The 25,421-nt window shown below is 65.5% G+C and carries 19 protein-coding genes; 11 read left to right on the forward strand and 8 right to left on the reverse strand.

Features of this window, described 5'->3' with window-relative positions; translation table 11 throughout:
* Window positions 1-55: 55 nt before the first annotated feature.
* A complete protein-coding gene (locus tag JJC00_RS03710; RefSeq protein ID WP_200471404.1) occupies window positions 56-1,717 on the reverse strand; it encodes a cisplatin damage response ATP-dependent DNA ligase in 1,662 nt (553 codons plus the stop codon).
* Window positions 1,714-2,751 carry a ligase-associated DNA damage response exonuclease gene (locus JJC00_RS03715; protein WP_200473971.1) on the reverse strand — a complete coding sequence of 346 codons (1,038 nt, stop codon included), beginning with the start codon at window positions 2,749-2,751 and terminating at the stop codon, window positions 1,714-1,716. Before JJC00_RS03715 ends, JJC00_RS03710 begins: the two co-directional genes overlap by 4 nt.
* 73 nt (window positions 2,752-2,824) lie before the next feature.
* On the opposite strand from JJC00_RS03715, the gene JJC00_RS03720 reads away from it, so the two are divergent.
* The 4 genes from JJC00_RS03720 to pdeM all read left to right on the forward strand — a co-directional run bounded on the left by JJC00_RS03720 (window position 2,825) and on the right by pdeM (window position 8,564).
* Complete coding sequence (locus JJC00_RS03720) at window positions 2,825-3,751, forward strand: class I SAM-dependent DNA methyltransferase (protein WP_200471405.1); 927 nt, start codon at window positions 2,825-2,827, stop codon at window positions 3,749-3,751.
* Window positions 3,752-3,868: 117 nt separating this feature from the next.
* Window positions 3,869-5,098 (forward strand): ABC transporter substrate-binding protein, encoded by a 1,230-nt coding sequence (locus JJC00_RS03725; protein ID WP_200471406.1) that lies wholly within the window; start codon window positions 3,869-3,871, stop codon window positions 5,096-5,098.
* A 163-nt stretch (window positions 5,099-5,261) separates the two neighbouring features.
* On the forward strand, window positions 5,262-7,838 hold the full coding sequence (locus tag JJC00_RS03730; RefSeq protein ID WP_200471407.1) for a ligase-associated DNA damage response DEXH box helicase: 2,577 nt from the start codon (window positions 5,262-5,264) through the stop codon (window positions 7,836-7,838).
* A gap of 54 nt (window positions 7,839-7,892) precedes the next feature.
* Window positions 7,893-8,564: a ligase-associated DNA damage response endonuclease PdeM gene (gene pdeM, locus JJC00_RS03735; protein ID WP_200471408.1), complete on the forward strand. Its 672-nt coding sequence runs from the start codon at window positions 7,893-7,895 to the stop codon at window positions 8,562-8,564.
* Here the strand turns inward: pdeM and JJC00_RS03740 are convergent.
* A complete protein-coding gene (locus JJC00_RS03740) occupies window positions 8,561-9,424 on the reverse strand; it encodes a LysR family transcriptional regulator (protein ID WP_200471409.1) in 864 nt (287 codons plus the stop codon). The two genes, pdeM and JJC00_RS03740, sit on opposite strands and share 4 nt — an antisense overlap.
* A gap of 98 nt (window positions 9,425-9,522) precedes the next feature.
* On the opposite strand from JJC00_RS03740, the gene JJC00_RS03745 reads away from it, so the two are divergent.
* Both JJC00_RS03745 and JJC00_RS03750 read left to right on the forward strand, forming a co-directional pair.
* Window positions 9,523-10,431, forward strand: a complete 909-nt coding sequence (locus JJC00_RS03745; protein ID WP_200471410.1) for a DMT family transporter — start codon at window positions 9,523-9,525, stop codon at window positions 10,429-10,431.
* A gap of 14 nt (window positions 10,432-10,445) precedes the next feature.
* A complete protein-coding gene (locus tag JJC00_RS03750; protein ID WP_200471411.1) occupies window positions 10,446-11,219 on the forward strand; it encodes an MBL fold metallo-hydrolase in 774 nt (257 codons plus the stop codon).
* A 107-nt stretch (window positions 11,220-11,326) separates the two neighbouring features.
* Here JJC00_RS03750 and JJC00_RS03755 read toward each other — a convergent pair whose 3' ends face one another.
* The 3 genes from JJC00_RS03755 to JJC00_RS03765 all read right to left on the reverse strand — a co-directional run bounded on the left by JJC00_RS03755 (window position 11,327) and on the right by JJC00_RS03765 (window position 16,792).
* The gene (locus tag JJC00_RS03755; RefSeq protein ID WP_200471412.1) at window positions 11,327-12,097 is read right to left on the reverse strand and encodes a TIGR02186 family protein; all 771 of its coding nucleotides are present in this window, start codon (window positions 12,095-12,097) and stop codon (window positions 11,327-11,329) included.
* Window positions 12,094-13,011, reverse strand: a complete 918-nt coding sequence (locus JJC00_RS03760; protein WP_200471413.1) for a sulfite exporter TauE/SafE family protein — start codon at window positions 13,009-13,011, stop codon at window positions 12,094-12,096. Before JJC00_RS03760 ends, JJC00_RS03755 begins: the two co-directional genes overlap by 4 nt.
* 328 nt (window positions 13,012-13,339) lie before the next feature.
* Window positions 13,340-16,792 (reverse strand): tetratricopeptide repeat protein, encoded by a 3,453-nt coding sequence (locus JJC00_RS03765; protein WP_200471414.1) that lies wholly within the window; start codon window positions 16,790-16,792, stop codon window positions 13,340-13,342.
* A gap of 452 nt (window positions 16,793-17,244) precedes the next feature.
* Between JJC00_RS03765 and JJC00_RS03770 the strand changes: the two genes are divergently transcribed.
* Window positions 17,245-18,006, forward strand: coding sequence for an outer membrane protein (locus JJC00_RS03770; protein WP_200471415.1), 762 nt, complete (start codon window positions 17,245-17,247; stop codon window positions 18,004-18,006).
* A 15-nt stretch (window positions 18,007-18,021) separates the two neighbouring features.
* Here the strand turns inward: JJC00_RS03770 and JJC00_RS03775 are convergent, their stop codons facing one another.
* Complete coding sequence (locus tag JJC00_RS03775) at window positions 18,022-18,612, reverse strand: PadR family transcriptional regulator (protein ID WP_200471416.1); 591 nt, start codon at window positions 18,610-18,612, stop codon at window positions 18,022-18,024.
* A 228-nt stretch (window positions 18,613-18,840) separates the two neighbouring features.
* Here JJC00_RS03775 and JJC00_RS03780 point away from each other — a divergent pair, with 228 nt between their 5' ends.
* The 4 genes from JJC00_RS03780 to JJC00_RS03795 are packed head-to-tail and all read left to right on the forward strand — an operon-like array spanning window position 18,841 to window position 24,559.
* Complete coding sequence (locus JJC00_RS03780) at window positions 18,841-19,224, forward strand: nuclear transport factor 2 family protein (protein ID WP_200471417.1); 384 nt, start codon at window positions 18,841-18,843, stop codon at window positions 19,222-19,224.
* A 51-nt stretch (window positions 19,225-19,275) separates the two neighbouring features.
* Window positions 19,276-21,066, forward strand: a complete 1,791-nt coding sequence (locus JJC00_RS03785; protein WP_200471418.1) for an acyl-CoA dehydrogenase C-terminal domain-containing protein — start codon at window positions 19,276-19,278, stop codon at window positions 21,064-21,066.
* Window positions 21,067-21,114: 48 nt separating this feature from the next.
* On the forward strand, window positions 21,115-22,323 hold the full coding sequence (locus tag JJC00_RS03790) for an acetyl-CoA C-acetyltransferase (protein WP_200471419.1): 1,209 nt from the start codon (window positions 21,115-21,117) through the stop codon (window positions 22,321-22,323).
* Window positions 22,324-22,342: 19 nt separating this feature from the next.
* Complete coding sequence (locus tag JJC00_RS03795; protein ID WP_200471420.1) at window positions 22,343-24,559, forward strand: FAD-dependent oxidoreductase; 2,217 nt, start codon at window positions 22,343-22,345, stop codon at window positions 24,557-24,559.
* 456 nt (window positions 24,560-25,015) lie between these two features.
* Here the strand turns inward: JJC00_RS03795 and JJC00_RS03800 are convergent, their stop codons facing one another.
* On the reverse strand, window positions 25,016-25,324 hold the full coding sequence (locus tag JJC00_RS03800) for a hypothetical protein (RefSeq protein ID WP_200471421.1): 309 nt from the start codon (window positions 25,322-25,324) through the stop codon (window positions 25,016-25,018).
* Window positions 25,325-25,421: the final 97 nt, after the last annotated feature.

Here is a 25,421-nt window from a genome sequence, read left to right on the forward strand (position 1 = left end):
CCCCAACCCTCTCCCGAAAGCGGGAGAGGGAGCGCACTACCTTCGTGGCGGCAATTCATACCTCAATCTCCGCCGCCTCCGCTTTCAGCATCTTTTCCAGCGTTTCCAGCCGGTCGGCCTCCCGCGGCGGCTTGTCCCAGCGGAGCCGGCTGATGCGGGGGAAGCGCATGGCGACGCCGGATTTGTGCCGCGGCGAGCGCTGCAGGCCCTCGAAGGCGACCTCCAGCACCAGTCCCTTGTCGCCCTCATGTATGACGTGACGGACGGGGCCGAACTTTTCCGTGGTGTTGCGGCGCACGAAGCGGTCGATCTGCAACAGCTCCTCGTCGGTGAAGCCGAAATAGGCCTTTCCGACCGGCACCAGCTCGTCGCCGTTCTCGCTCTCGGTCCAGACGCCAAAGGTGTAGTCGGAATAATAGGACGAGCGCTTGCCGTGGCCGCGCTGCGCATACATCAGCACGGCGTCGATGATGTGCGGATCGCGCTTCCACTTCCACCATTGGCCCTTTGGCCGTCCTGGCAGATAAGGCGCATCGCGCCGCTTCAGCATCACGCCCTCGACGGCGTCGGCATCTTCGCCCGCGCCGGCACTCGCGGGATCGGCGCGCGCGGCGGTGAGTGCCTCCCAGCTCGCGAAGGGAACTGTGGGCGATAAATCGATCCGGGGATCACCTAGCTTGGTGATGAACGTCTCCAGTCGCTCGCGCCGCTCCGCGAACGGCAGCTCGCGAAGATCGTTCTCGTCGTCGCCAAGCAGATCGTAGGCGCGGAGGTGGATCGGAAACTCCTTGATCAGCTTCGGCGAGACCACCTTGCGGTTGAGGCGCTGTTGCAGGACGTTGAAGCTTTGCACGCGGCCCTCGCGCAGGATCAGAAGCTCGCCGTCGATGGCGCCGGGGAGGCTCAGCGCCGGCACGAGGTCCGGAAAGCTTCCCGTGATGTCCTCGCCGGTGCGCGAATAGAGCCGCGCGGTGATCTGTCCGAGTTCGTCGCGGCCCGCTACCGCCTGCACGCGGATGCCGTCCCATTTCCATTCGGCGACGTAGTCGGCAGGATCGAGCGCGGCGAAATCGGTGTCCTCGATCGCATGCGCCAGCATCACCGGGCGGAACGGTGCGGGATCGCGATTGACCGGTTTTTCGGCGCGGCCTTCCAGCCAGGCGAACAGGTCGAGATAGGGTGGCGCCAAGCCCGGCCAGATCAGCTCGACCTCGTGCGGGTCCTTATCGCCGAGCGTCGCGGCTGCGGTCTTCGCCAGCCGCGCGGAGATGCCGATGCGCAACGCGCCGGTGACGAGCTTCAACAGTGCCCAGCGGCCGGTCTCGTCGAGCTCGTCGAGCCAGCGTTCGAGCTGCTTTGGCAGCTCGGTCTTGCCGAGCATGCGCAGCGTGGTGACGACTTCGGTCAGCGTTGGGGGCGGCGGGTTGTTGTGGGCCGCCATGGCCGCCTTCGGCCACATCAGCGCCACCGTCTCCGAGAGATCGCCAACATAATCGTAGCTCAGCCCGAACAGCACCTCATCGGTGCGCGACGCAATGAGATCGCGGATCAGCGCCGGTTTTGCATGCTTGAAGCTCAGCGCGCCGGTGAGCGCGGCCAGTGCGTAGCCGCGGTCGGGATCGCCGACCTCGCGAAAATAGCTGATGAGCAGCCGCAGCTTGTTGTTGCGGCCGGGCTCGTAGGCGAGGCGGTCCAAGAGTTCGGCGAAGCGGTTCATGCCTCGGCCTCGTCTTGAACCGGCGGCTCGCTCTCCTCCTCCTCGCCATAGCCGACGAGATCCAGCGGTTGCGCTCGCAAGCCACGCGACCTGCACCAATGCACCAGTGCATCTTCCTGGCCGTGGGTGACCCAGATCTCGCCGGCGCCGGTAGCAGCGATCGTTGCGGTGAGGCCGTCCCAATCGGCGTGGTCGGAGATCACCAGTGGCAATTCGATGCCGCGCTGCCGCGCGCGGGCGCGCACGCGCACCCATCCCGATGCGAAGGCGGTGACGGGATCAGGAAAGCGCCGCGTCCAGAGATCGGAGGTCGCCGAGGGCGGTGCGAGCGTGATGGTGCCGGCAAGCGCCGCCTTCTTCACGCCCATTGCCGGCCTGAGCTCGCCGAGGTCGATGCCGCGGCTCTGGTAGTAGTGCGTGATCGCTTCCATCGCGCCATGCAGGTAGATCGGCGCGTCATAGCCGGTCTGGCGCAGCAACGCGATCACGCGCTGCGCCTTGCCGAGCGAATAGGCGCCGACGAGATGCGCGCGCTCGGGAAACAGCGCGACCGAGGCCAGCAGCTTCTTCACCTCGAAGGCCGCATCGCCGTGGCGAAACACCGGCAGGCCAAACGTCGCCTCGGTGATGAAGACATCGCAGGGCACGAGTTCGAACGGGACGCAGGTCGGGTCGGGCGCGTCCTTGTAATCGCCGGAGGCGACGATGCAGGTGTCCTCGGCTGTGACCGCGATCTGCGCCGAGCCCAGCACGTGGCCGGCCGGGTGAAACTTGACCTTGACGTCGCCGAGCCGGATCTCCTCGCCATAGCTGATGACTTGCGTCGAGCCGGCAAAGTTCTCGCCGTAGCGTAGCCGCATCATGTCCAGCGTTTCCTGCGTCGCCAGCACGGCGCCATGGCCGGCGCGGGCGTGGTCGGAATGCCCGTGGGTGATCACGGCCCGGTCGACCGGTCGGATAGGATCGATATGGAAGCCGCCGGGCTTGCAGCACAGGCCGTCAGCAGTTGGCAACAGGATGTCTTGCGGGCGCATGCCTGATATATAGGTCGCTCCACCGCGTCTTCGAGTCACCACCCGCTTCACACGCTTCGCTTCCTGGTTCCCAATGCCGCTCCGCCTGTTTCTGACCTCCGGCGATCTCATGGCTGACCGCCGTTTCGAGTTCGCACGCGACCTCCAGCTCAAGGGCGATCTGCCCGCCGCCGCCGATCTCATCGAACAGGCGATCGAGCTTGCACCGAATTTTACCTCGGCCTGGTTCACGCTCGGCGAAATCCGTCAGCAGCTCGGCGAGCGCGACAAGGCGATCGCGGCGTTTCGCAAAGCGCGCGAGTCCGATCCTGGGGACCAGCACGGCGCCGGCCTGCATCTGATGCGGCTTGGCGACACTGAGATGGCGGAGATGCCAAAAGCCTATGTGCAGGCGCTGTTCGATCAATACGCGCCGCGCTTCGAGCACGCGCTGATCAACGATCTCGGCTATCGCGCCCCCGCGCTGATCTTCAAGGCGGTGCTGGCCGCGCGCGTCGCGGCGAAGAAGCCGGCGTTCTTCAAGCGCACCATCGATCTCGGCTGCGGCACCGGCCTCGCGGCAGCCGCCTTCGCCAAGCAGGTCGACCACTTCATCGGCATCGATCTGTCGCCAGGGATGATCAAGGAGGCGCGCGCCACCGAGCTCTACGCCGAGCTCGAGGTCGCCGACATGATCGAGGGCCTGCGCGGCAAGGCGGACGCGAGTGCGAACCTCGTCGTCGCTGCGGATGCGTTCGTCTATCTCTCCGATCTCGCGCCTGTGCTGATCGAGGCCAGGCGCGTGCTCGTATCAGGCGGCGTGCTCGCCTTCACGCTGGAGACGCATGACGGCAGCGGCATCGTTCTCGGTGAAGGCCTGCGCTATGCCCACGCGGCGGAATATGTGCGCGGCGCGATCGCCAAGGCCGGACTGGAGCTGCTGACTCTCGAGCCGGCGTCTCCGCGCATCGAGAACAACGAGCCGGTGCGCGGTCTCGTCGTCGTTGCCGAGAAATCTTGAGTCTAGGCGCTAAACACCGGCAATTTGCGCGTCATTGTGTCGCTCAGCGACGAACTTCCTACTTGCGACACGTGGTGTGAAGCCAGCACAATGCGCGCAGCAGGGAGAGAAACCACGATGACGAAGAATCCTTCGCGGCGCGATGTCAGCGCCGCCGCGCTCGCCACTATGGCCGCATCCGTCTTGCCCGCGCCCTATGTCTGGGCCGCGGAGAAGAAATACGATGCCGGCGCCAGCGACACCGAGATCAAGATCGGGCAGACCGTGCCGCATTCCGGCCCCGGCTCGCTCTACGGCGTGCTCGGGCGGATCGGCGAGGCCTATTTCCAGATGCTGAACGAGAAGGGCGGCATCAACGGGCGCAAGATCAAGTTTCTCACCATGGACGACGCCTACAGCGCGCCGAAATGCGTCGAGGCGACGCGGCGCCTCGTCGAGCAGGAAGAGGTGCTCGCGCTCTACGGCTCGCTCGGCACCGCGCCGCAGACCGCCGTGCACAAATACCTGAACTCCAAGGGCGTGCCGCAGTTGCTGCTCAACACCGGCGCGTCGAAATGGAATAACCCGAAGGAGTTCAAGTGGACGATGGCGGGCCTGCCGCTCTATCCGACCGAGGCGCGCATCCTGGCGCGGCACGTCGTCAGCGTGAAGCCGAACGCCAAAGTCGGCATCCTCTACCAGAACGACGATTTCGGCCGCGACTTCCTGGGTCCGTTCAAGAAGGTGCTGGCCGACGCCGGTGGCACCGCATCTGTCATCATGGAGCAGACCTACGATCTCACCGATCCCACGGTCGATTCCCAGCTCATCAATCTCTCCAAGTCGGGCGCCGACGTGTTCTACAACATCTCCACCGGCAAGGCGTCGTCGCAGTCGATCCGCAAAGTCGCCGAGCTCGGCTGGAAGCCGCTGCAGCTGTTGTCGGCGGGCTCGACCGGCCGCTCGATCCTCAACGCCGCGGGCCTCGAGAACGCCGCCGGCATCGTCGCCATCCGCTACAACAAGGAGGTCGGCCTGCCGAAATGGGAGAAGGACCCGGATGTGATGGCGTTCGAGGAGCTGCGCAAGAAGTACATCCCGACCATCGACCCCGACAACACCATCGCCCTTGCCGGCTACGGCCAGGCCGTGACCATGGGCGAGATCCTGCGCCGCTGCGGCGACGAGCTCACCCGTGCCAATGTGCTGAAGCAGGCGTCCACGCTCAAAGGCTTCCACTCGCCCTATTTCCTCGACGGCGTCACCTACGACTACACGCCCGAGGACTACACGCCGATGAAGACGCTGTTCATCTCGATCTTCAGCGGCAAGGACTGGGACATCTCCGACAAGCCGATGTCGGAGTAGGCGGTCTCTCCGCGATCGAGCTGCCGTAGGGTGGGCAAAGGCGCTCTTGCGCCGTGCCCACCATTTTCCCTGACGACGACTGCGGTGGGCACGCTTCGCTTTGCCCAGCCTACGAGACCTTCACCCCTCGACGAACCCATCGCCACGGCTTACCTGTGATGCCGTGCCGCCCCGCATCCTCAAAATTCCGGCCGAGCCGGCCGCGCTGCTGCCCGACCGCTTCCAGGGGTGGTTCGCGGCCCGCGGCTGGTCGCCGCGCGAGCATCAGCTCGCGCTGCTGGAGAAGGCGCGCGCGGACGCTAGCGCCTTGCTGATCGCGCCGACCGGCGCCGGCAAGACGCTGGCGGGGTTTCTGCCGACGCTGGTGGAGCTGAGCTCGGCACCGGCGACTCCGACGAAATCCGTCGTGTCCACCGGCCGTACTGTCCAACGCAGCGCCGGCCTGCACACGCTCTACATCTCGCCGCTCAAGGCGCTCGCGGTCGACATCGCACGCAACCTCGAACGGCCGATCGCCGAGATGAGCCTGCCGATCAAGGTCGAGACCCGCACCGGCGATACGCCGGTGTCGCGGCGGCAGCGGCAGCGGCGCTATCCGCCGGACATTCTGCTGACGACGCCCGAGCAGCTCGCGCTGCTGCTCTCCTCCGACGACGCGCCGTTCTTGTTTTCCTCGCTCAAGCGCATCGTGCTTGACGAGCTGCACGCGCTGGTGACGTCCAAGCGCGGCGATCTCTTGTCGCTGGGCCTCGCGCGGCTATGGCGGCTGGCGCCGCAGATGCGCGCAATCGGCCTGTCGGCGACGGTGGCGGAGCCGGAGCAACTCGCGCGCTTCCTGGTGCCTCAGCCCGGCGGCCGGGAAGCGGCGGCCGACATCGTCATCGCCGGCGGCGCGGCGCCGCCGCAGGTCGAGATGCTCGACACGCGCGAACGGCTGCCCTGGGCCGGCCATAGCGCTCGCCACGCGCTTCCCGAAATCTACCAGCTGATCAAGGCGAATAAGACCACGCTGGTCTTCGTCAACACCCGCAGCCAGGCCGAGATGCTGTTCCAGAACCTCTGGAGCATGAACGACGACAACCTTTCGATCGCACTGCATCACGGCTCGCTCGACGTCGCGCAGCGGCGCAAGGTCGAGGACGCCATGTCGGCGGGAAAACTGCGCGGCGTGGTCTGCACCTCCTCGCTCGACCTCGGCGTCGACTGGGGCGACGTCGACCTCGTCGTCAATATCGGCGCGCCCAAGGGATCGTCGCGGCTGATGCAGCGCATCGGCCGCGCCAACCACCGCCTCGATGAAGCCTCGCGCGCCGTGCTGGTGCCGGCCAATCGTTTCGAGGTGCTGGAATGTCGCGTCGCGATCGATGCGATTGCCGAGAATGCGCAGGACACGCCGCCCCTGCGCCTAGGGGCGCTCGACGTGCTGGCCCAGCACGTGCTCGGCTGCGCCTGCGGCGAGCCGTTTCTCTCGGACGAACTCTATGCCGAAGTCCGCACCGCCGCGCCCTACGCGGATCTGTCGCGGCAGGATTTCGACGACGTCGTCGATTTCGTCGCCTCGGGCGGCTATGCGCTAAAAACCTATGAGCGCTTCGCCCGCATCAAGCAGGACAAGGAGGGCCGCTGGCGCGTCGCCAATCCCAAGGTGCGGCAGAGCTACCGGATGAATGTCGGCACCATTGTCGAGGACGACATGCTGAAGGTGCGGCTGGTGCGCTCGCGCGGCGGCGGCCAAGGAAAAGCAAGCGGATCGACCGGCGTGATCGCGCGCGGCGGCCGCTTGCTCGGCGAGATCGAAGAGGCCTTCATCGAGGGCCTGAGCCCCGGCGACACTTTTGTGTTCAGCGGTGAGGTGGTGCGATACGAAACCCTGGTCGAGGACCAGGTCTACGTGTCGCGCGCGCATGACAAGGACCCGAAAGTGCCGTCCTATATGGGCGGCAAGTTCCCGCTCTCGACCTATCTCGCCGAGCGCGTCCGCCGGCTGCTCGATGACGGCCGCGCATGGGGTGGCCTGCCAGAACAGGTGCGCGACTGGCTGTCGCTGCAAAAGGACGTGTCGCGCGTGCCCGCGGTGCGTGAGCTGCTGGTGGAAAGTTTTCCGCGCGCCAACAAGCATTACATCGTCTGCTATCCCTTCGAAGGCCGCCTCGCACACCAGACGCTCGGCATGCTGCTGACGCGCCGGCTGGAGCGCGCCCGCGCAAGGCCGCTCGGCTTCGTCGCCAACGAATATGCGGTGGCGATCTGGGCGCTTGGCGACATGTCGTTCATGATCCGAAACGGCAAGCTCGACCTCAACGCGCTGTTCGATCCAGACATGCTCGGCGACGACCTTGAGGCTTGGCTCGCCGAATCCGCCTTGATGAAGCGCACCTTCCGCAATTGCGCGATCATCTCCGGCCTGATCGCGCGCCGCCACACCGGCGAAGAGAAGAGCCGCCGTCAGGTGCTGTTCTCGACCGACCTCGTCTACGATGTCTTGCGGAAACACCAGGCCGATCACGTGCTGCTGCGCGCCGCGCGCGCCGATGCCGCCACCGGCCTGCTCGATTTGCGCCGTCTCAGCGACATGCTCATCCGCATCCAGGGCCGCATCACCCACCGGGAACTCGACCACGTCTCCCCGCTCGCCGTCCCCGTGATGCTGGAAATCGGCCGCGAGTCAGTTTATGGCGAAGCTGGAGACGAGCTGTTGGCCGAGGCCGCCGACGAGCTGGTCAAAGAGGCGATGGGATAGAAGCAAGGTTTTGACGTGACGTTGGGCGCGCTGGTTTCAGGGGATGTCGAGGACATGCGCGTTTCGAATGTCACCATCAGCGATGTGACCTTCGCCGCCGATCTCTCCGGCGCCCTGTTCTGGGAAGAGCAGCGCCTGCTCGTCGTTTCCGATCTGCATCTCGAAAAGGGTTCCAGCTTCGCCACGCGCGGCGTGCTGCTGCCGCCCTACGACACGCTGGCAACGCTGAGCCGGCTCGCTGCTGTCATCTCCCGCCATAACCCCAAAATCGTCATCGCGCTCGGCGACAGCTTTCACGATCGCTCCGCGCATGAGCGCCTGTCCGCGGACGACCGCGACACCGTTGCGGCGCTCCGGACCGGCCGCGACTGGATCTGGATCTCGGGCAATCACGATCCGATGTTGCCGCGCGATCTCGGCGGCACCGTCGCCGATGAAATCGCGATCGGCCCGATCACCTTCCGTCACGAGCCGACCGGCGCGCATGGCGAGATCGCCGGCCATCTCCATCCCAAGGCGCGCGTCTCCGCGCGCGGCCGCTCGATGGAGCGACGTTGTTTCGCCAGCGACGGCATGCGCGCCGTGATGCCGGCGTTTGGCGCCTATGCCGGCGGTCTCAGCATCCGCGATGCGGCGTTCGCAAAGATTTTTCCGACGAACGGCTTTGTCGCGCATCTGCTCGGCGACCGCAGGGTGCATGCGATCGCAGCGTCGCGGTGCTATTAAGCCGCCTTCGCCTGCACGTTCTCGCAAAACTCCGCGAGCCGATCGGCGAGCCGCAGCGTCGCGGACGTCGCGTTGGGCGCGGCCATCAGCGCCACCTCGGTGCGGTTGATCGGCGCAAAGCCGTCCTTCGCTGTCAGCACGCGATGGTCGGACTGGATCGACATTTCCGACAGAATGCTCAGGCCCATGCCGGCGGCAACCGCGGCCTGGATGCCGGCGAGGCTCGATGACGAGTACGACATGTGCCAGGTGCGGCCGGCGCTTTCCAGCGCGTGAATGGCGCCGGCGCGATAGAGGCAGCCGGGCGGAAATCCGATCAGCGGCACCGACGACGCGTTGACATCGATCGGATGGCTCTTGCTGGTGACCCAGTGCACCCGCTCCGGCCACACCGCGATCGCACCTTTCGCGCCGGCCTCGCGCTTGAACAGCGCAAGGTCGAGCTCGCCGCGTTCGAGGTCGCGGCTGAGGTTCTTGCTCTGGTCGGCACGCACGTCGAGCCGCAGGCTCGGATGCGAGCGCGAGAAGGCGCCCAGCAATTTTGCCAGACGATAGGCGGCAAAATCCTCGGGGATGCCGAGCCGGATCGCGCCGTCGCCATCGGGCTCGCGCAGCACGTCGCGCGCCTCTTCCGCAAGCGTCAGCAGCCGCCGCGCATAGGACAGCAGCCGCTCGCCGGCCTCGGTCGGGCGCACGTCCTTGCCGTCACGGTGCAGCAGCACCTGGCCAACATCCTCTTCCAGCCGCTTGATCTGCTGGCTGACGGTCGATTGCGTGCGATGGACGCGCTTGCTCGCGCGGGTAAAGCCGCCGGCCTCGACCACCGAGACGAAACTGCGCAGAAGCTCCAGGTCGAGCATGCCTGCCTCCATTCGAAAATCCACTGATTGGCAGTTAATCATTTAATTTCCAAATGACAAGGCCAGTCCCTAGATCGAGGGCTCAGGAGAATGCCCTCATGTCGCTCGCCGCCTCGATGTCCGTCCCCCGCAGCCGCTTCAACGCGCTGCCCTTTGCCATCGGCCTGTTTTGCCTGCTCTGGAGCTACGCCTTCGTCGCTGGCAAGATCGGCGTCACCCACTGTCCGCCGCTAATCCTGCTCGCCGCGCGCTTTTCGCTCGCCGGCATTTTGATCCTCGGTGCCACCTTGGTCCGCGGCGACTGGTCGTTGTCATGGCGCGATGTCATGATCTTTGCCGTGCTCGGCATCGCCAACAACGCGCTCTATCTCGGGCTCGGCTACACCGGCCTGCAATCGGTGTCCGCCGGCCTCGGTGGCCTGATCGTCTCGGCCAATCCGGTGTTCACGGCCGCGCTCGCCGCGTTACTCCTTGGCGAGGGCATGACCTGGCGCAAGGCGAGCGGCCTCCTGCTGGGAATCATCGGCGTCACCCTGATCGTCTGGCACCGTCTCTCGGTCGGCACCGATAGCCTGCACGGCATCATCTTCACGCTGGCCTCGCTCGCTTCGATCGTCGCCGGCACCATCCTGTTCAAGCTGCTCTCGCCCAGGGGTTCGCTGTGGATCGGCAACGGCGTGCAGAACCTCGCCGCCGGCATCGTGCTGACGCCGGTCGCGCTGACCTTCGCCGACATTCATGCGATCGATTTCACCCCAAGCCTGATCGGCGCCTTCGCCTTCCTCGTGCTCGGCGGCTCGATCCTGGCTTACTGGCTCTGGTTTCATCTCCTGAAAGTGTGTGGCGCGACGGCTGCGAGTGCCTATCATTTCCTGATGCCGCCGCTCGGCATGCTGTTCGCGTATCTCGTGCTCGGCGAACACGTCGAAGCGCGTGACTTGCTGGGGATCATTCCGGTGGCGCTCGGCATTTACCTGGTGACGCGCCCCGCAAAGCCCGTCGTGTAAGAGGAGTTCCCCTCATGCCTGTTTTCATCACCCTGATCGGCGGCCCCACCGCGCTGATCGAGATCGACGGCTTTCGCCTGCTCACCGATCCGACCTTCGATGCCCCCGGTGCCTATCAGCTGCCGCATGTGAAGCTCGAGAAGACCATCGGTCCGGCAGTGAAGGCCGACGCCATCGGTCCGATCGATGCCGTGCTGCTCAGCCATGACCAGCATTCGGACAATCTCGACAATTCCGGTCGCGACTTTGTACTGAAAGCGCCGCGCGCGCTGACGACGGAGGCCGGCGCAAAACGCCTCGGCGGCCATGTCGAGGGCCTCGCGCCCTGGGCGACCGCGCATCTGAAGGACGATGACGGCAACGCGCTGACGATTACCGCGACGCCCGCGCGTCACGGCCCGGCCGGCATCGAGCCGCTGTCCGGCGATGTCATCGGCTTCGTGGTGCAGTCGAGCCGCAAGGATACGCGCCCCATCTATATCAGCGGCGACACCACCTGGTTCGACGGCGTTGCCGAAGTCGCGCGCCGCTTCAAATGCGGCGTGGTGCTGCCCTTCGCCGGCGCCGCGCAGACGCGCGGGCCGTTCCACCTCACCATGGACACCAACGACACCATCGAGACCGCGCGCGCCTTCCCCGATGCGATGATCGTCCCCGTGCACACCGAAGGCTGGGCGCATTTCCGCCAGAACAGCGAGGATTTGCGCAAGACGTTTGATACGCTGGGCTTCGGGACGCGGCTGCGGCTGCTGGAGCCCGGTGTGCCGACGGTGATTGAGGCGCCGTAGCTGCTGCAGCCGTCATTGCGAGGAGCTCTTGCGACGAAGCAATCCAGAATCGTTCCGCGGAGGCAGTCTGGATTGCTTCGCTGCGCTCGCAATGACGGAGTACGCGGCTAGTCCTTCCGAAACACGATCGACGCCATCCATCCCGTCATCAGCGCCATCACCGCGGTGACGAGGCCGTACACCAGCCCGTTCTGCCGCGCGTTCGTCGCGACGAACTGCTCGAAGCCGACCTTGACGATCTCGAACGCGGTCTCGGTCTTGCCGATGAAGGCGCCATTCGCGAACAATTTGATCTCGACCTCATAGGTGCCGATCGGCACCTCCGCCGGCAGCGGGATGCCGGTGCGGAACAGCGTCGCCGTCAGGAATGTCACCGCGCTCGCATCCTCGCGATAGAGCCCGCGCTCGGTGCGCAGGCGAATGAAGGCGGAGCGGAACGCGTCGTTCGGCACCACGTCGGCGTAATCGCCGCCGACGCGTTGGGTCAACAGCACGTTGTTGAGCCCGATCTGCTGCCGCCGTGCAATCTCGGGCGAGGTGATGCGGTCGAACGGGCGATTGGCGAACAGCGCCAGATAGCTCGGCACCTGCAGGAACTGCCGGTAGTCGGTGTTGATCCAGATGCCGAATTTGCGTTCCTTGCGCCGCGTCACCATATCGGCGCGCGGGCCCATCACGGTGACCACGAGGTCGTAAGCCGTGCGCTCGGCGGGCGTGGTCGCGTCCTTCTCCACCGAGCCGAACAGCACCAACTCCTCGCCGGAATAGTTCGGCGTCACCGTGACGCGATGGTTGGAGACCGACACGATCAACCGCTCCGCCCGCGCGGACGCACCGAATAGCAGGACGAGGAGAGCCGCAACAAGCGCGCGTATCATCCGCTCACTCCGAGCTCACGGATGGTGAAGAGGTCTTCGGGACGGATCACCAGCTCGACCGCGAAGCGAACGCCGACCGAAAGGATCAGCAAGCCCAGCAGCAGCCGCAGCTGCTCGCCGCGGATCTTCTGGCCGGCACGGGCGCCGAATTGCGCACCGGTGACGCCGCCAACCATCAGGATCAGCGCCAGCACGGCGTCGACGAGGTGATTGGTCACTGCATGCAGCATGGTCGCGAACAACATGGTGACCAGCGTCAGCACCATCGAGGTCCCGATCACCGTCGAGGTCGGCACCCTCAGGATGTAAATCATGATCGGCACCAGGATGAAGCCGCCGCCGATGCCCATGACCGCGCCGATGAAGCCGATCATGATGCCGATGACGACCACCGGGATGACTGACAGATAGATCTTCGAGCGCTTGAACCGCATTTTCAGCGGCAGGCCGTGAATCCAGTTGTGCATGCGCCGTGGCGGCACGGCGCCGCGCCGGGTCCGCATCAGTGCGCGCAGGCCCTCGGAGAACATCAGGCTGCCGACCGTGGTGAGCAACACCACGTAAGAGAGCGCGATCATCAGATCGAGTTGGCCGAGCGCACGGAGCTGCGTGAAAGTCCACACGCCCAGCGACGTTCCGGTCACGCCGCCGCACAACAACACGCTCGCCAGTGTCGGATCGATCGCGCGCCGTCGCCAATAGGTGAGGGCGCCGGAAAACGACGAGGCCGCGATATGGCTCGCGACAGAGGCAACCGCGACCGCCGGCGTGATGCCGATGAAGATCAACAGCGGCGTCATCAGGAAGCCGCCGCCGATCCCGAACATGCCGGAGACGAAGCCGACGGCCGCGCCCATCGCCAGCACCAGGAACACGTTGACCGGAAGATCGGCGATCGGAAGGTAGAGCTGCATCGGACCCACGCTCCGGCGAGACGGATCGATTTCGCGGAATGCTCGCAGGAGGCGCAGAACGATTGCCGCGTCCTTCAATAGCGGAATTTGGTGCGGGGCGGATCAGGAAATTTGGGCGTGGTGAATGAACGTGACGAGGGTGGTCGAGGCGCGCTAGCTCTCCAACGTCGTCCTGGCGAAAAGCCAGGACCCATTATCCCGACTGCTTGTTATCGCGGCAAGCTTTGGCCACAGCGTCCTTCAACAACGAGTGCTTGTGGTAATGGGTCCTGGCTTTCGCCAGGACGACTCGGAGAGATTTGCCGTCAGAGCCTGCTGAGCGACCGCTCTAATGCGCCGCCGACGCCGACTTCTTCGTCGCAACCGGCTTCGGTGCGGGCTTGACGGTCGCCTGCGGTGCGCTGTCCCAGCCGCCGGCGGGGGCCTGGACGTTGACGGCGTCGTCGGGCTGCGGCTCGGCGCTGAAGGTCTGGATCGCGAGCTTGGCGGCGGCGAGCGATTGCGGATCGAGACGCTTGGCGACGTCGTCGCGCTTGGTCGCGGCGTCCGCGTCGCCCTGTCCGGCCGCGAGGGTGAACCATTTGTAGGATTCGGCGAGGTTCTGTTCGACGCCGATGCCGCGGGCATAGAGGATGCCGAGATTGAACTGGCTGTCGGCGACGCCGCGATCGGCCGCCTTTCGGAACCACTGTGCCGCGCTCTTGTAGTTAGCGCCGCGTCCGCCGCCGTCGGCGTCGAGCACCGCAAGATTGTGCATCGCCTTGGCGTTGCCGCGCTCGGCGGCCTGCGTGTAGTAGCGGCGGGCGATGTCGGCGTCCTTCTTCACGCCGAGGCCCTTTTCGTAGAGCGTGCCGAGGCGGAAGGTCGCGGGCACTACGCCGGCCTGCGCCGCGCGGTCGTACCACTTTGCCGCTTCGTCGTAATTGGCAGCCACGCCCTTGCCTTCGGCAAAGCGCACGCCGATCTCGTAGGCCGCGGTCGCATCGCCCCTCATCGCGGCGGTGCGCAAGCCCGGACCGCCGATGCCGTCAGGCAGTTTCTCGCTCGGCGGCACCTGGACCATGCCGAGTCGTGCGCGGCTCGTGCCCGTCAGCGCACCGGTCACGTCGCTGGAGGCCGCGGGCGGCGCGGGCGCAATTTCGACCGACGCCGTGTTGCCGGAGCTCGTCGCGGGCGCCGGTGCGGCATTGTTCAGCGACTGCTTGCCGATCGGCGTCGGCGAGGTCATCGACGGCGTGACCTGCTCGGGCGCGGCGGGCTTGTTCTCGACCGGCGGCGGCGCCAGCGGTGTGGGCTGGCTCGACGTATTTTCCATCGCCTGCGGCGCCGGCGGTGCGCTGCCGCCATCGAGCAGGTTCATGGCCATCTTGAAGGTGCCGAGCACGATCACGACCACGCTCGCGCCGACCAGCAACGAGCGGATCTTCGAGGTGATGGTCGAGGCGGCTTGCTGCCCCTGTGCCTGGCCCTTGTCCTTGGTGCGGGCCGCGAGCGCGGCCTTGACGCCGCGGGCGGGCTTCTCCGGCGGTTGCGCGGCGGCCGCTTGCGCGGCACGGCGCGCGGCCGCGATGAAGCTCGACGACGACACCGGCTCCTTCGGAGCGGCGGGGATTTCGCTGATCGCGCTTTCGGACGCGGCAATGCGCTCCGACGGCGTGGCGGGGCGGCCGTTCGGACGCGTGCCGGGCTCGAGCGGGTGATCCGGCGGCAGTTCGGGCGCGATCGCGGCGCGGGCGGGCGCCGTGTGCGGCTCGAGAATCTCGCTGATCGCACGCGGCGGAACCGGCGCCGTTGGCACCGGGGGCGGCGCTGCGGGCGCGGCAGCATGAAATTCGCGCGGCGCGGCCACGAAGGCGGAGTGCGCCGACTGTTGCGCGGCGGCCGGATTCGGCAGCTCGGGCTTCGGGTCGTATTTCGGTTGCTGAGGCGGCGGCGGCCGTTGCTCGCGCGCCATCGGCGCCGGCTCGACCGGCGGCATGGGTGCAGCCATCGGCATCGGCGCAGGGGCCGGCGGAGCGGTACGCACGGCGCGCAGATCGCCCTCGATCATGGAGAGACGATCGACGACATGGCCGAGCGTGTTGTGCACGGCCTCCAGCGAATCCTGCGTGCTGCGGTTGGTCTCGGCCTGGCTGTACCGGATGTCGGACAGCTCGCGCTTGACCAGATCGACCATTCCGGAATCGGGAGATGGCGCCGAGCTCCGGCTCTCGGCGAGCGCGGAATAGGTCGCCTGCTGGCGCTCCAGATGCCGCAGGATGTCGTGCAGCCCGTCCTCGACGCGGCTGAAATTGCCACCGCGCGAATCGGAGGCGGCTTCGATCCGCTCCAAGAGATAGGAGACCCGCTGCTCGAGATGCGCAAAGGTCGAGGCCGAATCGTTGCCGACCTGCATGCGATCGAAACGGTCGGACAGCGCGCGGATTGCGCTTTCCAGATGTTCGGTGCTCTCGGCCGGTTGCGGCCGCTCGCGCGTTTCCAGCGCAGCGGTGAGCGCGGCGATGCGCTGCTCCAGCACGGCGAAGCTGTCGCCGCGGTCTGTCGAGCGGTTGACCTGGTCGACCTTGGACGACAGCAGCTGCACGTCCTCGGAGAGCCGTGCCAGCGCTTCGTTGGAGGCGACGTTCGAGACGATGCCCCGCAATGCCGAGATCGCGCCTTCGAGCTGGCGCACGGTCGAGGGGTCGTCATTGGCGCGCAGGATCAGATCGAGCTTGGCGCCGAGATTGCGGATCGCCTCGTCATAGCCGGCGAGCTGCTCGGCCGGCGTCAGCGTGCGCAGCACCTGCTTGATGTCGGCCAGCGCGCGCTCGATGCCTGAGAGCACCTGGCCGTCGGTGCCATTGGAGCGGGTCTCGTCGATGCGACGGTGCAGCGAGCGGATCTCGTTCTCGATCGACTCGATCGCGCGGCGCGGCATCGCCTCGGTGATGGCGTTGCGGATCTCGGCGAGCTCGGCGCGGAAGCCGTTGATCGCCTGCTCGGTATGGTCAGGACGCTGGAGCGACTCGATCTGGCTCGTGATCTTGAGCAGATGGCGTTCGAGCGACGAGAAATCCGGCCCCGGCTGCGGTGGCGGCGCGGCGTAGGCAGGCGCGGGCGGCGCCATCGGGGGAGCATAGGGAGCTGCCGAGGGCGCGATCGACGGCGCGGCGCGCGGCGGCACCTGCCGCGGTGCGAATCCGTCGAGCTCGCTCTGACGTGCGGTGATCTCGGCGACGGCAACGTCGAACGACGCGGGGCTCAGGGGAGGCGAGTTGCGATAGACTTGCGCGGCCGCACGCTCGACCGCATCGGCCTGGCGCTGGCGCGTCTCGACCGGCGCGGGGCGCTGTGCCTGCGGCTGCTGCGGTGCTTGAGGTTGCTGGGGCCGCGAGATCTGCGACAGGCGGGCATCGAGCCGCGAGATCGCGTCGTTGAGCTGGCGGGCAACGCCCTGCTCGCGCGAGACGTCCCTTTCACGAGAAGCGTCTTGGCGCGGTGCGGCGGGCTTTGAAATCCGCTCGATTTGCTGGGTGATCGCGTCGAGCCGCTGATGGATGTCGGCGACCTCGCGACTTTCCTGACTTAGTCCCTGACTCGGCATTTGCGGAGCGCGCGGATCGGGACGCAACTCCTGACGTTGTTCGTAAGATCCGCGAAAGTTCGGCGGGGCAGTCTCGCCGAGCGTGGAGTTCAGCCAATCGTTGAGTGACATGCCGGCGCGACGCGCAGCAGCTTCGGCCCGCTCCCTGACGGATGGATCGATACCGTCAACACTCCACGATACGCGCGAATTCATGACTCTGTCCGGTTCCGACTCCGGCGCCCCACCCGGCGCCTCCAGTCTCCCCACGCGTGCCGGTTGCAAGACAATCGAATTCGGCGCGGGTCGTCTGCCTCGAAATCCGACTTTTTCCTGTTACGGTAAATAACGGGTTAAGGAATGCGGCGCCGGTGTCTTAAAGTTGGGCGGCGGGAACCGGGGGCGTGTTCATTGGATCGAAGAGCCCGCCCGAACCGGTGTCATGCTCCGCGAAGGCGGGGCATCCAGTACGCCGCGGCTTCTCGATTCTAGCCGCGCAACCTCTGGAATACTGGATCGCCCGCTCCAGTGCGCAGGTGCGCACAAGGCGGGCGATGAAAGCGGAATGCGCCCCCGCCGACGAAAAATTTCGCGGCAGGCCCGCCCGACCCGTCTCAGGGATAGAGAGCGCCGCGGTCGGTGCTCTGCCTGAGCAGATTGTTGCCGACATGAAATGGTTGCTCGTGGCCGCGCTGGCGGCCGGACTGACGTCGCCCGCCTTTGCCGCCGATGCCCCGGCGGCAAGGCCCGTGGTCAAGGCGCCAGTACCCGCAGGCTTCAACTGGACGAGTTGCTATGTCGGCGTCCAGGGTGGCGGCTCCTGGGGCAAGAGCGAGGACGTCGCGCGTGCCGGCGACGCTGTCGGCCCCACGATTTCCGGCACCTTCAATCTCACCGGCGGCGTCGCGGGCGGGGCATTCGGCTGTGATTTCCAGATCGAGAACACGGTGCTCGGCTTCGAGAACGACGCCTCATGGACCAACAAGCACGGCTCCGCGCCCGACATGCCGCCGTTCAACGTCACGGCGACGAGCACCACGCGCGAGAGATGGATCGATATGTTCCGCGGCCGCGTCGGCTACGCGCTCGATCAGTTTCTGATCTATGGCACTGCTGGCATTGCCTTCGCCGGCACCGCCGTCACTGTGTCCGATCCTGCCGGGGCCGTGACCGAATCCAGAACGCGAACCGGTCTTGCGGCCGGACTGGGCGGCGAGTGGGCAGCCTGGACCGACACTTGGGGCGCCGTGAGCTTCAAGCTCGAATATGTTCACACCGATTTCGGCAGTAAGCGATATTTCGAGACGCGGCCTCTTCTCGGGCCAGCAGCGGTTGCCACGCGCGATGTCAGGCTCACCGACGATATCGTCCGCGCTGGTATCAACGTCCGGTTCAATTGGGGTGATAAGCCCGTCGTGACGAAGTTCTAGGTGTCGAGGCGGCGCCTAACCCTTGCCCTCGCGCTTGCCGTCGTCCAGCGGGACCACTGTGGCCTTGCCGCTCATCGCCGACAGCGCCTCGAGCGCTTCCTCGCAGAAATCGGCCACCATCTGCTCGTGCCGCGCGCCGAGGCGGAGCAGCAGCAGATTGCCGAGGTCGAGCACATCAGATGCCGTCCCTTCAGGAAAACGCTTTTTCAGAATCCGTTCGTAGTTCTCGTGCCGGTCGCGGTGATGCTCCAGGCGGTCCATCAGGTCGGTACGGATGGGCTCGATGTCGATGCTGTCGAGGGCATGCAGCCGGACCAGCAGGTCGTCCTTGATCGAGGGCGGGGTGCTCGGTCGCGCGGCCCAGTGCCGCAGCGCTGTTCGGCCTTCCGGAGTCAGCGTATAGATGAGCTTATTGGGCTTGCCGGATTGCACGACCTCGCGGCCCTGGATGTAGCCACGGTCGCGCAGCTTGGAGAGCTCACGGTAGATCTGCTGGTGGTCGGCCTTCCAGAAGAAGCCGACCGAGGAGTCGAATGTCTTGGCGAGCTCATAGCCCGTCATCGGACGTTCCGTCAGGCATGCGAGGATCGCGTCGCCCAGCGCCATGTGACCTGCCTCCCTGTGACCTTAACCAAGCAGCTTGACTTTATGCGTATCGGCGCATATGCGTCAATGTGCATATGAGGCGACCCGGTTCGGGGCTCAGAACCGACCGGAAAGCCCAGCGAAATCAACCCCACGCTACTGTGCATGGGGTTGTTTTCGCGTCTTTGCCAAGACGTTGGATTCAAGGCGTTCGATTCAAAACGTTCGATCAAGGGAGGCATCCTGACCATGACCGGCCTCGATTCCTGGTACAGCTTCATGAAGTCCCACGATCACGAGGCGCTGTGGGACCTGCTCCATCCTGACGCCGTGTTCGAAAGCCCGGTCGTGCACTCCTCGCAGCGCGGGCGCGACATCACCTTCAAATATCTTGCCAGCGCCGAGAAGGTGCTGGGCGGTCCCGGCTTCAGCTATGTCGGCGAGTGGACCAGCGCTGACGGCGCCGTGCTCGAATTCAAGACTATGATCGACGGCATCGAGATCAACGGCGTCGACATCATCGGCTTCGATGCCGAGGGTCGCATCACACATTTCAAGGTGATGGTGCGCCCGCTCAAGGCCATCAACATGCTGCACCGCCTGATGGCGGAGCAGCTCGCCGCCCAATCGTAGGGAATCCATCACTTCAAGGCTCATCACTTCAAGGCTTGCCGGGAGACCACCATGCCGATCTACAAAGCCCCCGTCGAAGACGTGAACTTCCTGCTCAACGACGTCTTCCAGATCGATCGCTACGACAATCTCGCCGGCTTCTCCGATGCATCGAGCGACGTGCGCGAGGCGATCCTGGGCGAAGCCGCCAAGCTCGCCGAAGAGGTGCTGCAGCCGCTCAATCGCGTCGGCGATCTCGAAGGCTGCAAGCGCACTGAGGACGGCAGCGTCACCACGCCGAAGGGTTTTAAGGACGCCTTCAAGCAGGTCGCCGAGGGCGGCTGGCTCGGCCTGTCGGCACCGACCGAGTTCGGCGGCCAGGGCCTGCCGGTGACGCTCTCGCAAGCGGTCAACGAATTCCAGATCTCCGCCAACATGGCGTTCTCGATGTATGGCGGCCTCACCATGGGCGCGACCGCCGCGCTGATCGTTCACGGCACGCCGGAGCAGAAGCAGACCTATGTGCCGAAGATGGTCGCCGGCGAATGGACCGGCACCATGAACCTGACCGAGCCGCATTGCGGCACCGATCTCGGCATGCTCCGCACCAAGGCGGTGCGCCAGGCCGACGGCAGCTTCAAGATCACCGGCACCAAGATCTTCATCTCGGCCGGTGAGCATGACCTCGCTCCCAACATCATCCACCTCGTGCTCGCCCGGATCGAGGGCGCACCCGCCGGCATCAAGGGCGTCTCGCTGTTCGTGGTGCCGAAATTCCTGGTGAATGCCGATGGTTCGGTCGGCGCCCGCAACGGCGTGGTCTGCGGCTCGATCGAGCACAAGATGGGCATCCACGGCAATTCCACCTGCGTGATGAATTACGACAGCGCCACCGGCTGGCTGATCGGCGAAGAGAACAAGGGCATGCAGGGCATGTTCGTGATGATGAACGAGGCCCGCCTCGGCGTCGCCGTTCAGGGCCTCGCGCAGTCCGAGGTCGCCTATCAGAACGCGGTCGCTTACGCGCGCGAGCGCATCCAGGGCCGTTCGCTCACCGGCGTGAAGGCGCCGGACAAGCCGGCCGACCCGATCATCGTGCATCCCGACGTCCGCCGCACGCTGCTGTCGATCCGCGCCTTCAATGAGGCCGCGCGCGCTTTCGTGATGTGGACCGCGCTGAAGAGCGACGTCGCCCATCGCTCCGAAGACCCGAAGGACCGTCAGGCCGCCGATGATCACATGGGCCTGATGACGCCGGTGCTGAAGGGCTTCCTCACCGACTACGGTTTTGCCAACGCGGTGCAGGCGCAGCAGATGTATGGCGGCCACGGCTACATCGCCGAGCAGGGCATGGAGCAGTTCGTGCGCGATGCCCGCATCGCCATGATCTATGAAGGCGCCAACGGCATCCAGGCGCTCGACCTCGTCGGCCGCAAGCTGCCGCGCGACGGCGGCCGCGCCATCATGGCGTTCTTCGGCGAGGTCATGGCCTTCGCCAAGGAGAACGGCGGCGACGAGGCGCTCAAGCCTTTCATCAACCCGCTCTCGGCCTCGCTCGGCCATCTCCAGCAGGCCACCACGTGGCTGATGCAGAACGCGATGGCGAAGCCCGACAATGCGGGAGCAGCCGCAACCGACTATCTTCATCTCTTCGGCTTCGTCGCGCTCGGCTACATGTGGGCGAAGATGGCCAAGGTCACGCAGGCCAAGATTGCCGCCAGCGGGGCGACGCCCTATCTCTCGACTAAGCTCGTGACCGGCCGCTTCTTCATGGAGCGGATGTTGCCGGAGACCGCGGCCAATCTCGCGCGCATCCAGTCCGGTTGCGCCACCATCATGGAACTGCCGGCGGAAGCGTTCTGAGCCTGCTTCCGCGCGATCAAAACTCGAACACCAGATCAGGAGGGCGTCATGCCTGAGGCATTCATCTACGATCACGTTCGCACCCCCCGCGGCCGCGGCAAGGCAGACGGCGCGCTGCACGAAGTCACCGCGCTGGCGCTCGCCACCGTGCCGCTGAAGGCGCTGAAGGACCGCAACAACCTGCCGGAAGATTCCGTCGACGACGTCGTGCTCGGCGTGGTCGATCCGGTCGGCGAAGCCGGCAGCGACATCGCGCGCTTTGCCGCACTGAAGGCAGGTCTCGGCGAAGCCGTGCCCGGCGTGCAGATCAGCCGCTTCTGTGCCTCCGGCCTCGACGCCGTGAATTTCGCGGCCGCGCAGATCATGGCCGGCCAGCACGAGCTCGTGATCGGTGGTGGCGCCGAATCGATGAGCCGCGTCGGCATCGGCGCCTCCGGCGGTGCCTGGCCGATGGATCCGTCGATGGCCGTGCCGGCCTATTTCATGCCGCAAGGCGTCTCGGCCGATCTGATCGCCACGAAGTACGGCTTCTCGCGCGACGACGTCGATGCCTATGCGGTGCAGAGCCAGCAGCGCGCGGCGAAGTCCTGGGAAGAAGGCCGCTTCGACAAGTCCGTGGTGCCGGTGAAGGACATCAACGGCCTCACCATTCTCGCCAAGGACGAGCACATGCGTCCGACGACGACGATGCAGTCGCTCGCGCAGCTGCAGCCGTCGTTCACGATGATGGCGCAGATGGGCGGCTTCGATGGCGTCGCGGTGCAGTCGCATCCCGAGATCGAGCGCGTCAATTACGTGCACCACGCCGGCAACTCGTCGGGCATCGTCGACGGCGCCGGCGCCGTGCTGCTCGGCAGCAAGGACGCGGGCGCGAAGTACGGCCTCAAGCCGCGCGCAAAAATCCGCGCCTTTGCGAATATCGGCTCCGAGCCGGCGATGATGCTGACCGGCCCGGTCGACGTCACCGAAAAGCTGTTCGCGCGCTCCGGCATGAAGAAGTCGGACATCGATCTGTTCGAACTCAACGAGGCCTTCGCCTCGGTGGTGCTGCGCTACATCCAGGCTTTCGACATCGACAACGCCAAGATCAACGTCAATGGCGGCGCAATCGCGCTCGGCCATCCGCTCGGTGCCACCGGCGCGATGATTTTGGGCACCGTGCTCGACGAGCTCGAGCGTACCAACAAGTCCACCGCTCTCGTCACGCTGTGCATCGGCGGCGGCATGGGCACCGCGACCATCATCGAGCGCGTCTAAGGGTAGGGGAGCAACCAACATGGCTTACAAGAACTTCAGGGTTGAGACCGATTCCGACGGCATCGCGCTCGTCACCTGGGACATCCCGAGCCGCTCGATGAACGTGCTCGACGAGACCTCGACCAGCGAGCTCGACGCGATCGTCAAGGCAACCACGGCTGACGCCGCGGTGAAGGGCGTCGTCATCACCTCCGCCAAGGAAGCGTTCTGCGCCGGCGCTGATCTCTCCATGCTCGAAGGCATGAACCAGGCCTACGCGAAAGTTCTGAAGGAGCAGGGCGAGACCGCCGCGAACCAGATGCTGTTCGAGCAGAGCCGCCGCTTCTCGCAGGTGCTGCGCTCGATCGAGACCTCCGGCAAGCCGTGGGCTGCTGCGATCAACGGCCTCGCACTCGGCGGTGGCTTCGAGATCACGCTGTGCTGTCACTATCGCGTGGCGGCGGAGAATCCCAAGACTCGCCTCGGCCTGCCCGAGGTCAAGGTCGGCCTGTTCCCCGGCGCCGGCGGCACGCAGCGCGTGCCGCGTCTGGTGCCGCCGCAGGACGCGATGACCATTCTGCTCAAGGGCGATCCGGTCACGGTCGACAAGGCGAAGGCGCTGAATTTGATTCACGCCATCGTGCCCGTTGCCGACCTCGTCAAGGCCGCGAAGGACTGGATCAAGGGCGGCGGCAAGGCTGTGGCGCCCTGGGATGAGAAGGGCTTCAAGCTGCCCGGCGGTCCGGTGTTCTCCAAGGCCGGGATGATGATGTTCCCGGCCGGCAACGCGATCTATCGTCGCGAGACCTACGACAACTATCCGGCCGCGCGCGCGATCATGAGCTGCGTCTATGAGGGCCTGCAGCTGCCGATCGACGCGGCGCTTCGTGTGGAATCGCGCTACTTCACCTCGGTGCTGCGCTCGAAGGAAGCGGCCGCGATGATCCGCAGCCTGTTCCTCTCGATGCAGGAGCTGAACAAGGGCGCGCGCCGTCCGAAGGACGTGCCCGCGACCAAGGTGAAGAGGATCGCCGTGATCGGAGCCGGCTTCATGGGCGCGAGCGTCGGCTACGTCTCGGCCCGCGCCGGCCTCGACGTCGTCCTGATCGATCGCGACCAGGAAAGCGCCGACAAGGGCAAGGCGCATGCGCAGAAGGCGATCGAGGACCAGATCAAGAAGGGCCGCGCCAAGCCGACCGACGCCGAAGCGATGCTCGCGCGCATCACGCCGACCGCCGACTACGCCGCCCTGAAGGACGTCGACCTTGTCATCGAGGCCGTGTTCGAAGACCGCAAGGTCAAGGCTGATACCTTTGCCAAGGCGCAGGAGCACATGAAGCCCGATGTAATCTTCGCGTCCAACACCTCGACGCTGCCGATCACCTCGCTGGCCGAGAGCTTCAAGGACCAGGGCAAGTTCGTCGGCATCCACTTCTTCTCGCCGGTCGAGAAGATGATGCTGGTCGAGATCATCAAGGGCAAGAACACTGGCGATCTCGCGCTCGCGACCGCGCTCGACTACGTCCGCCAGATCGGCAAGACGCCGATCGTCGTCAACGACAGCCGCGGCTTCTTCGCCAATCGCTGCGTCGGCCGCTACGTCGCCGAAGGCAACGAGATGTTCCTCGAAGGCGTGCCGCCGGCGATGATCGAGAACTGCGCCAAGATGGCCGGCATGCCGGTCGGCCCGCTCTCGCTCTCGGACGAAGTCGCGCTCGACCTCGGCCTCAAGATCATGAAGGCGACCGAAGCCGATCTCGGCCCCAACGCCATCAACCCCGATCAGAAGAAGCTGATGGTCGAGATGGTCGAGAACCAGGGCCGCCTCGGCCGCAAGAACAGCAAGGGCTTCTACGACTATCCCGAGAAGGGCAAGGGTCAGAAGAGCCTGTGGCCGGGCCTGTCCGCGCTGCAGCCGAAGCAGCTCGATCCTGACACGCTCGATGTCGAGGAGCTGAAGCAGCGCTTCCTGGTGGTGCAGGCGGTGGAGGCCGCGCGCACGGTGGAGGATCACGTCATCACCGATCCGCGCGAGGCGGATGTCGGCTCGATCCTCGGCTTCGGCTTTGCGCCGTTCACCGGCGGCACGCTGTCCTACATCGACTTCATGGGCACGAAGACATTCGTCGAGCTCTGCCACAAGCTGGAGGCGAAATACGGCTCGCGCTTCACCCCACCGAAGCTTCTCGAGGAGATGGCGGCGAAGGGTGAAACTTTCTACGGCCGCTTCGCGCCGAAGAAGGCGGCTGCTGCCTGATCGTGTGATCTCGTAGCCGGGAATGGAGAATACAAAGGCCGGATCATCGATCCGGCCTTTTTCACGTTCGCGCCCGATCATCACGGTTACGTCAAGACGTTCCCCACTTGTGGAACCCGGCACAGATTCCGCGTAGGAACCGTGCCAGAATTGCGGGGCCCTTCTGTCGCGCAATTGTCATAGGCGCGTCAAAACAGCGCCGTTCTTTTGCTCGGCCTTGGCATCACTCTTGACCAGTCGGGTACGAACCCTGGTGGGACACTTGCCGCTCCATCGGCAAGTTGAAGACGAAATAAGAAAGTATCCTTGATGAACTCTTTGGTGTTGCGGAAGACCGCGCTTGGTCGCGATCTCGCTGCGAAATACGCTGTTACGCCTGCGCTGGGCCGCGTCTCGCCGGCGTCAAAGCCGGCGCGTCTGCGTCGCAAGGGGCCGGTGGTCTGGGTCGCTTTGGCGCTACTTGTGCTCTCGGCGGATCTTTTGCTCGCTCGCCTTGCCTGGCTCGCCGTCGACTTCGTCATGGGCTGAGACATCGCGCGCGTGTAGAAAATAGGCTGCGGCAAGATAGGCGAGCTGGCAGACGACGAGACAGATGGCGATGACGATCACACCGGCCATCATCCCGAATTCATAGGTGCGAAGAATGATCGCCGAGAGAACTGCGATTAGCGGCGAGATTATAACCAGCGCCCAGATCCGGAAAAGGTAACCTGTCGCTATTCCCACCAACGCACTTGCCACGATCAGGACGAAGGCAATCGTCAAGTTCAACTCCGATGAGACTCCGAAATAATCTTCAACAATTCTGCCAAGTTCGCCCTCTTCGCGGGTACTGACAAGACAGCACTACTTACATTCGGCG

The sequence above is a fragment of the Bradyrhizobium diazoefficiens genome (assembly GCF_016616885.1).
In the GTDB taxonomy this organism is placed as follows: Bacteria; Pseudomonadota; Alphaproteobacteria; order Rhizobiales; family Xanthobacteraceae; genus Bradyrhizobium; species Bradyrhizobium diazoefficiens_F.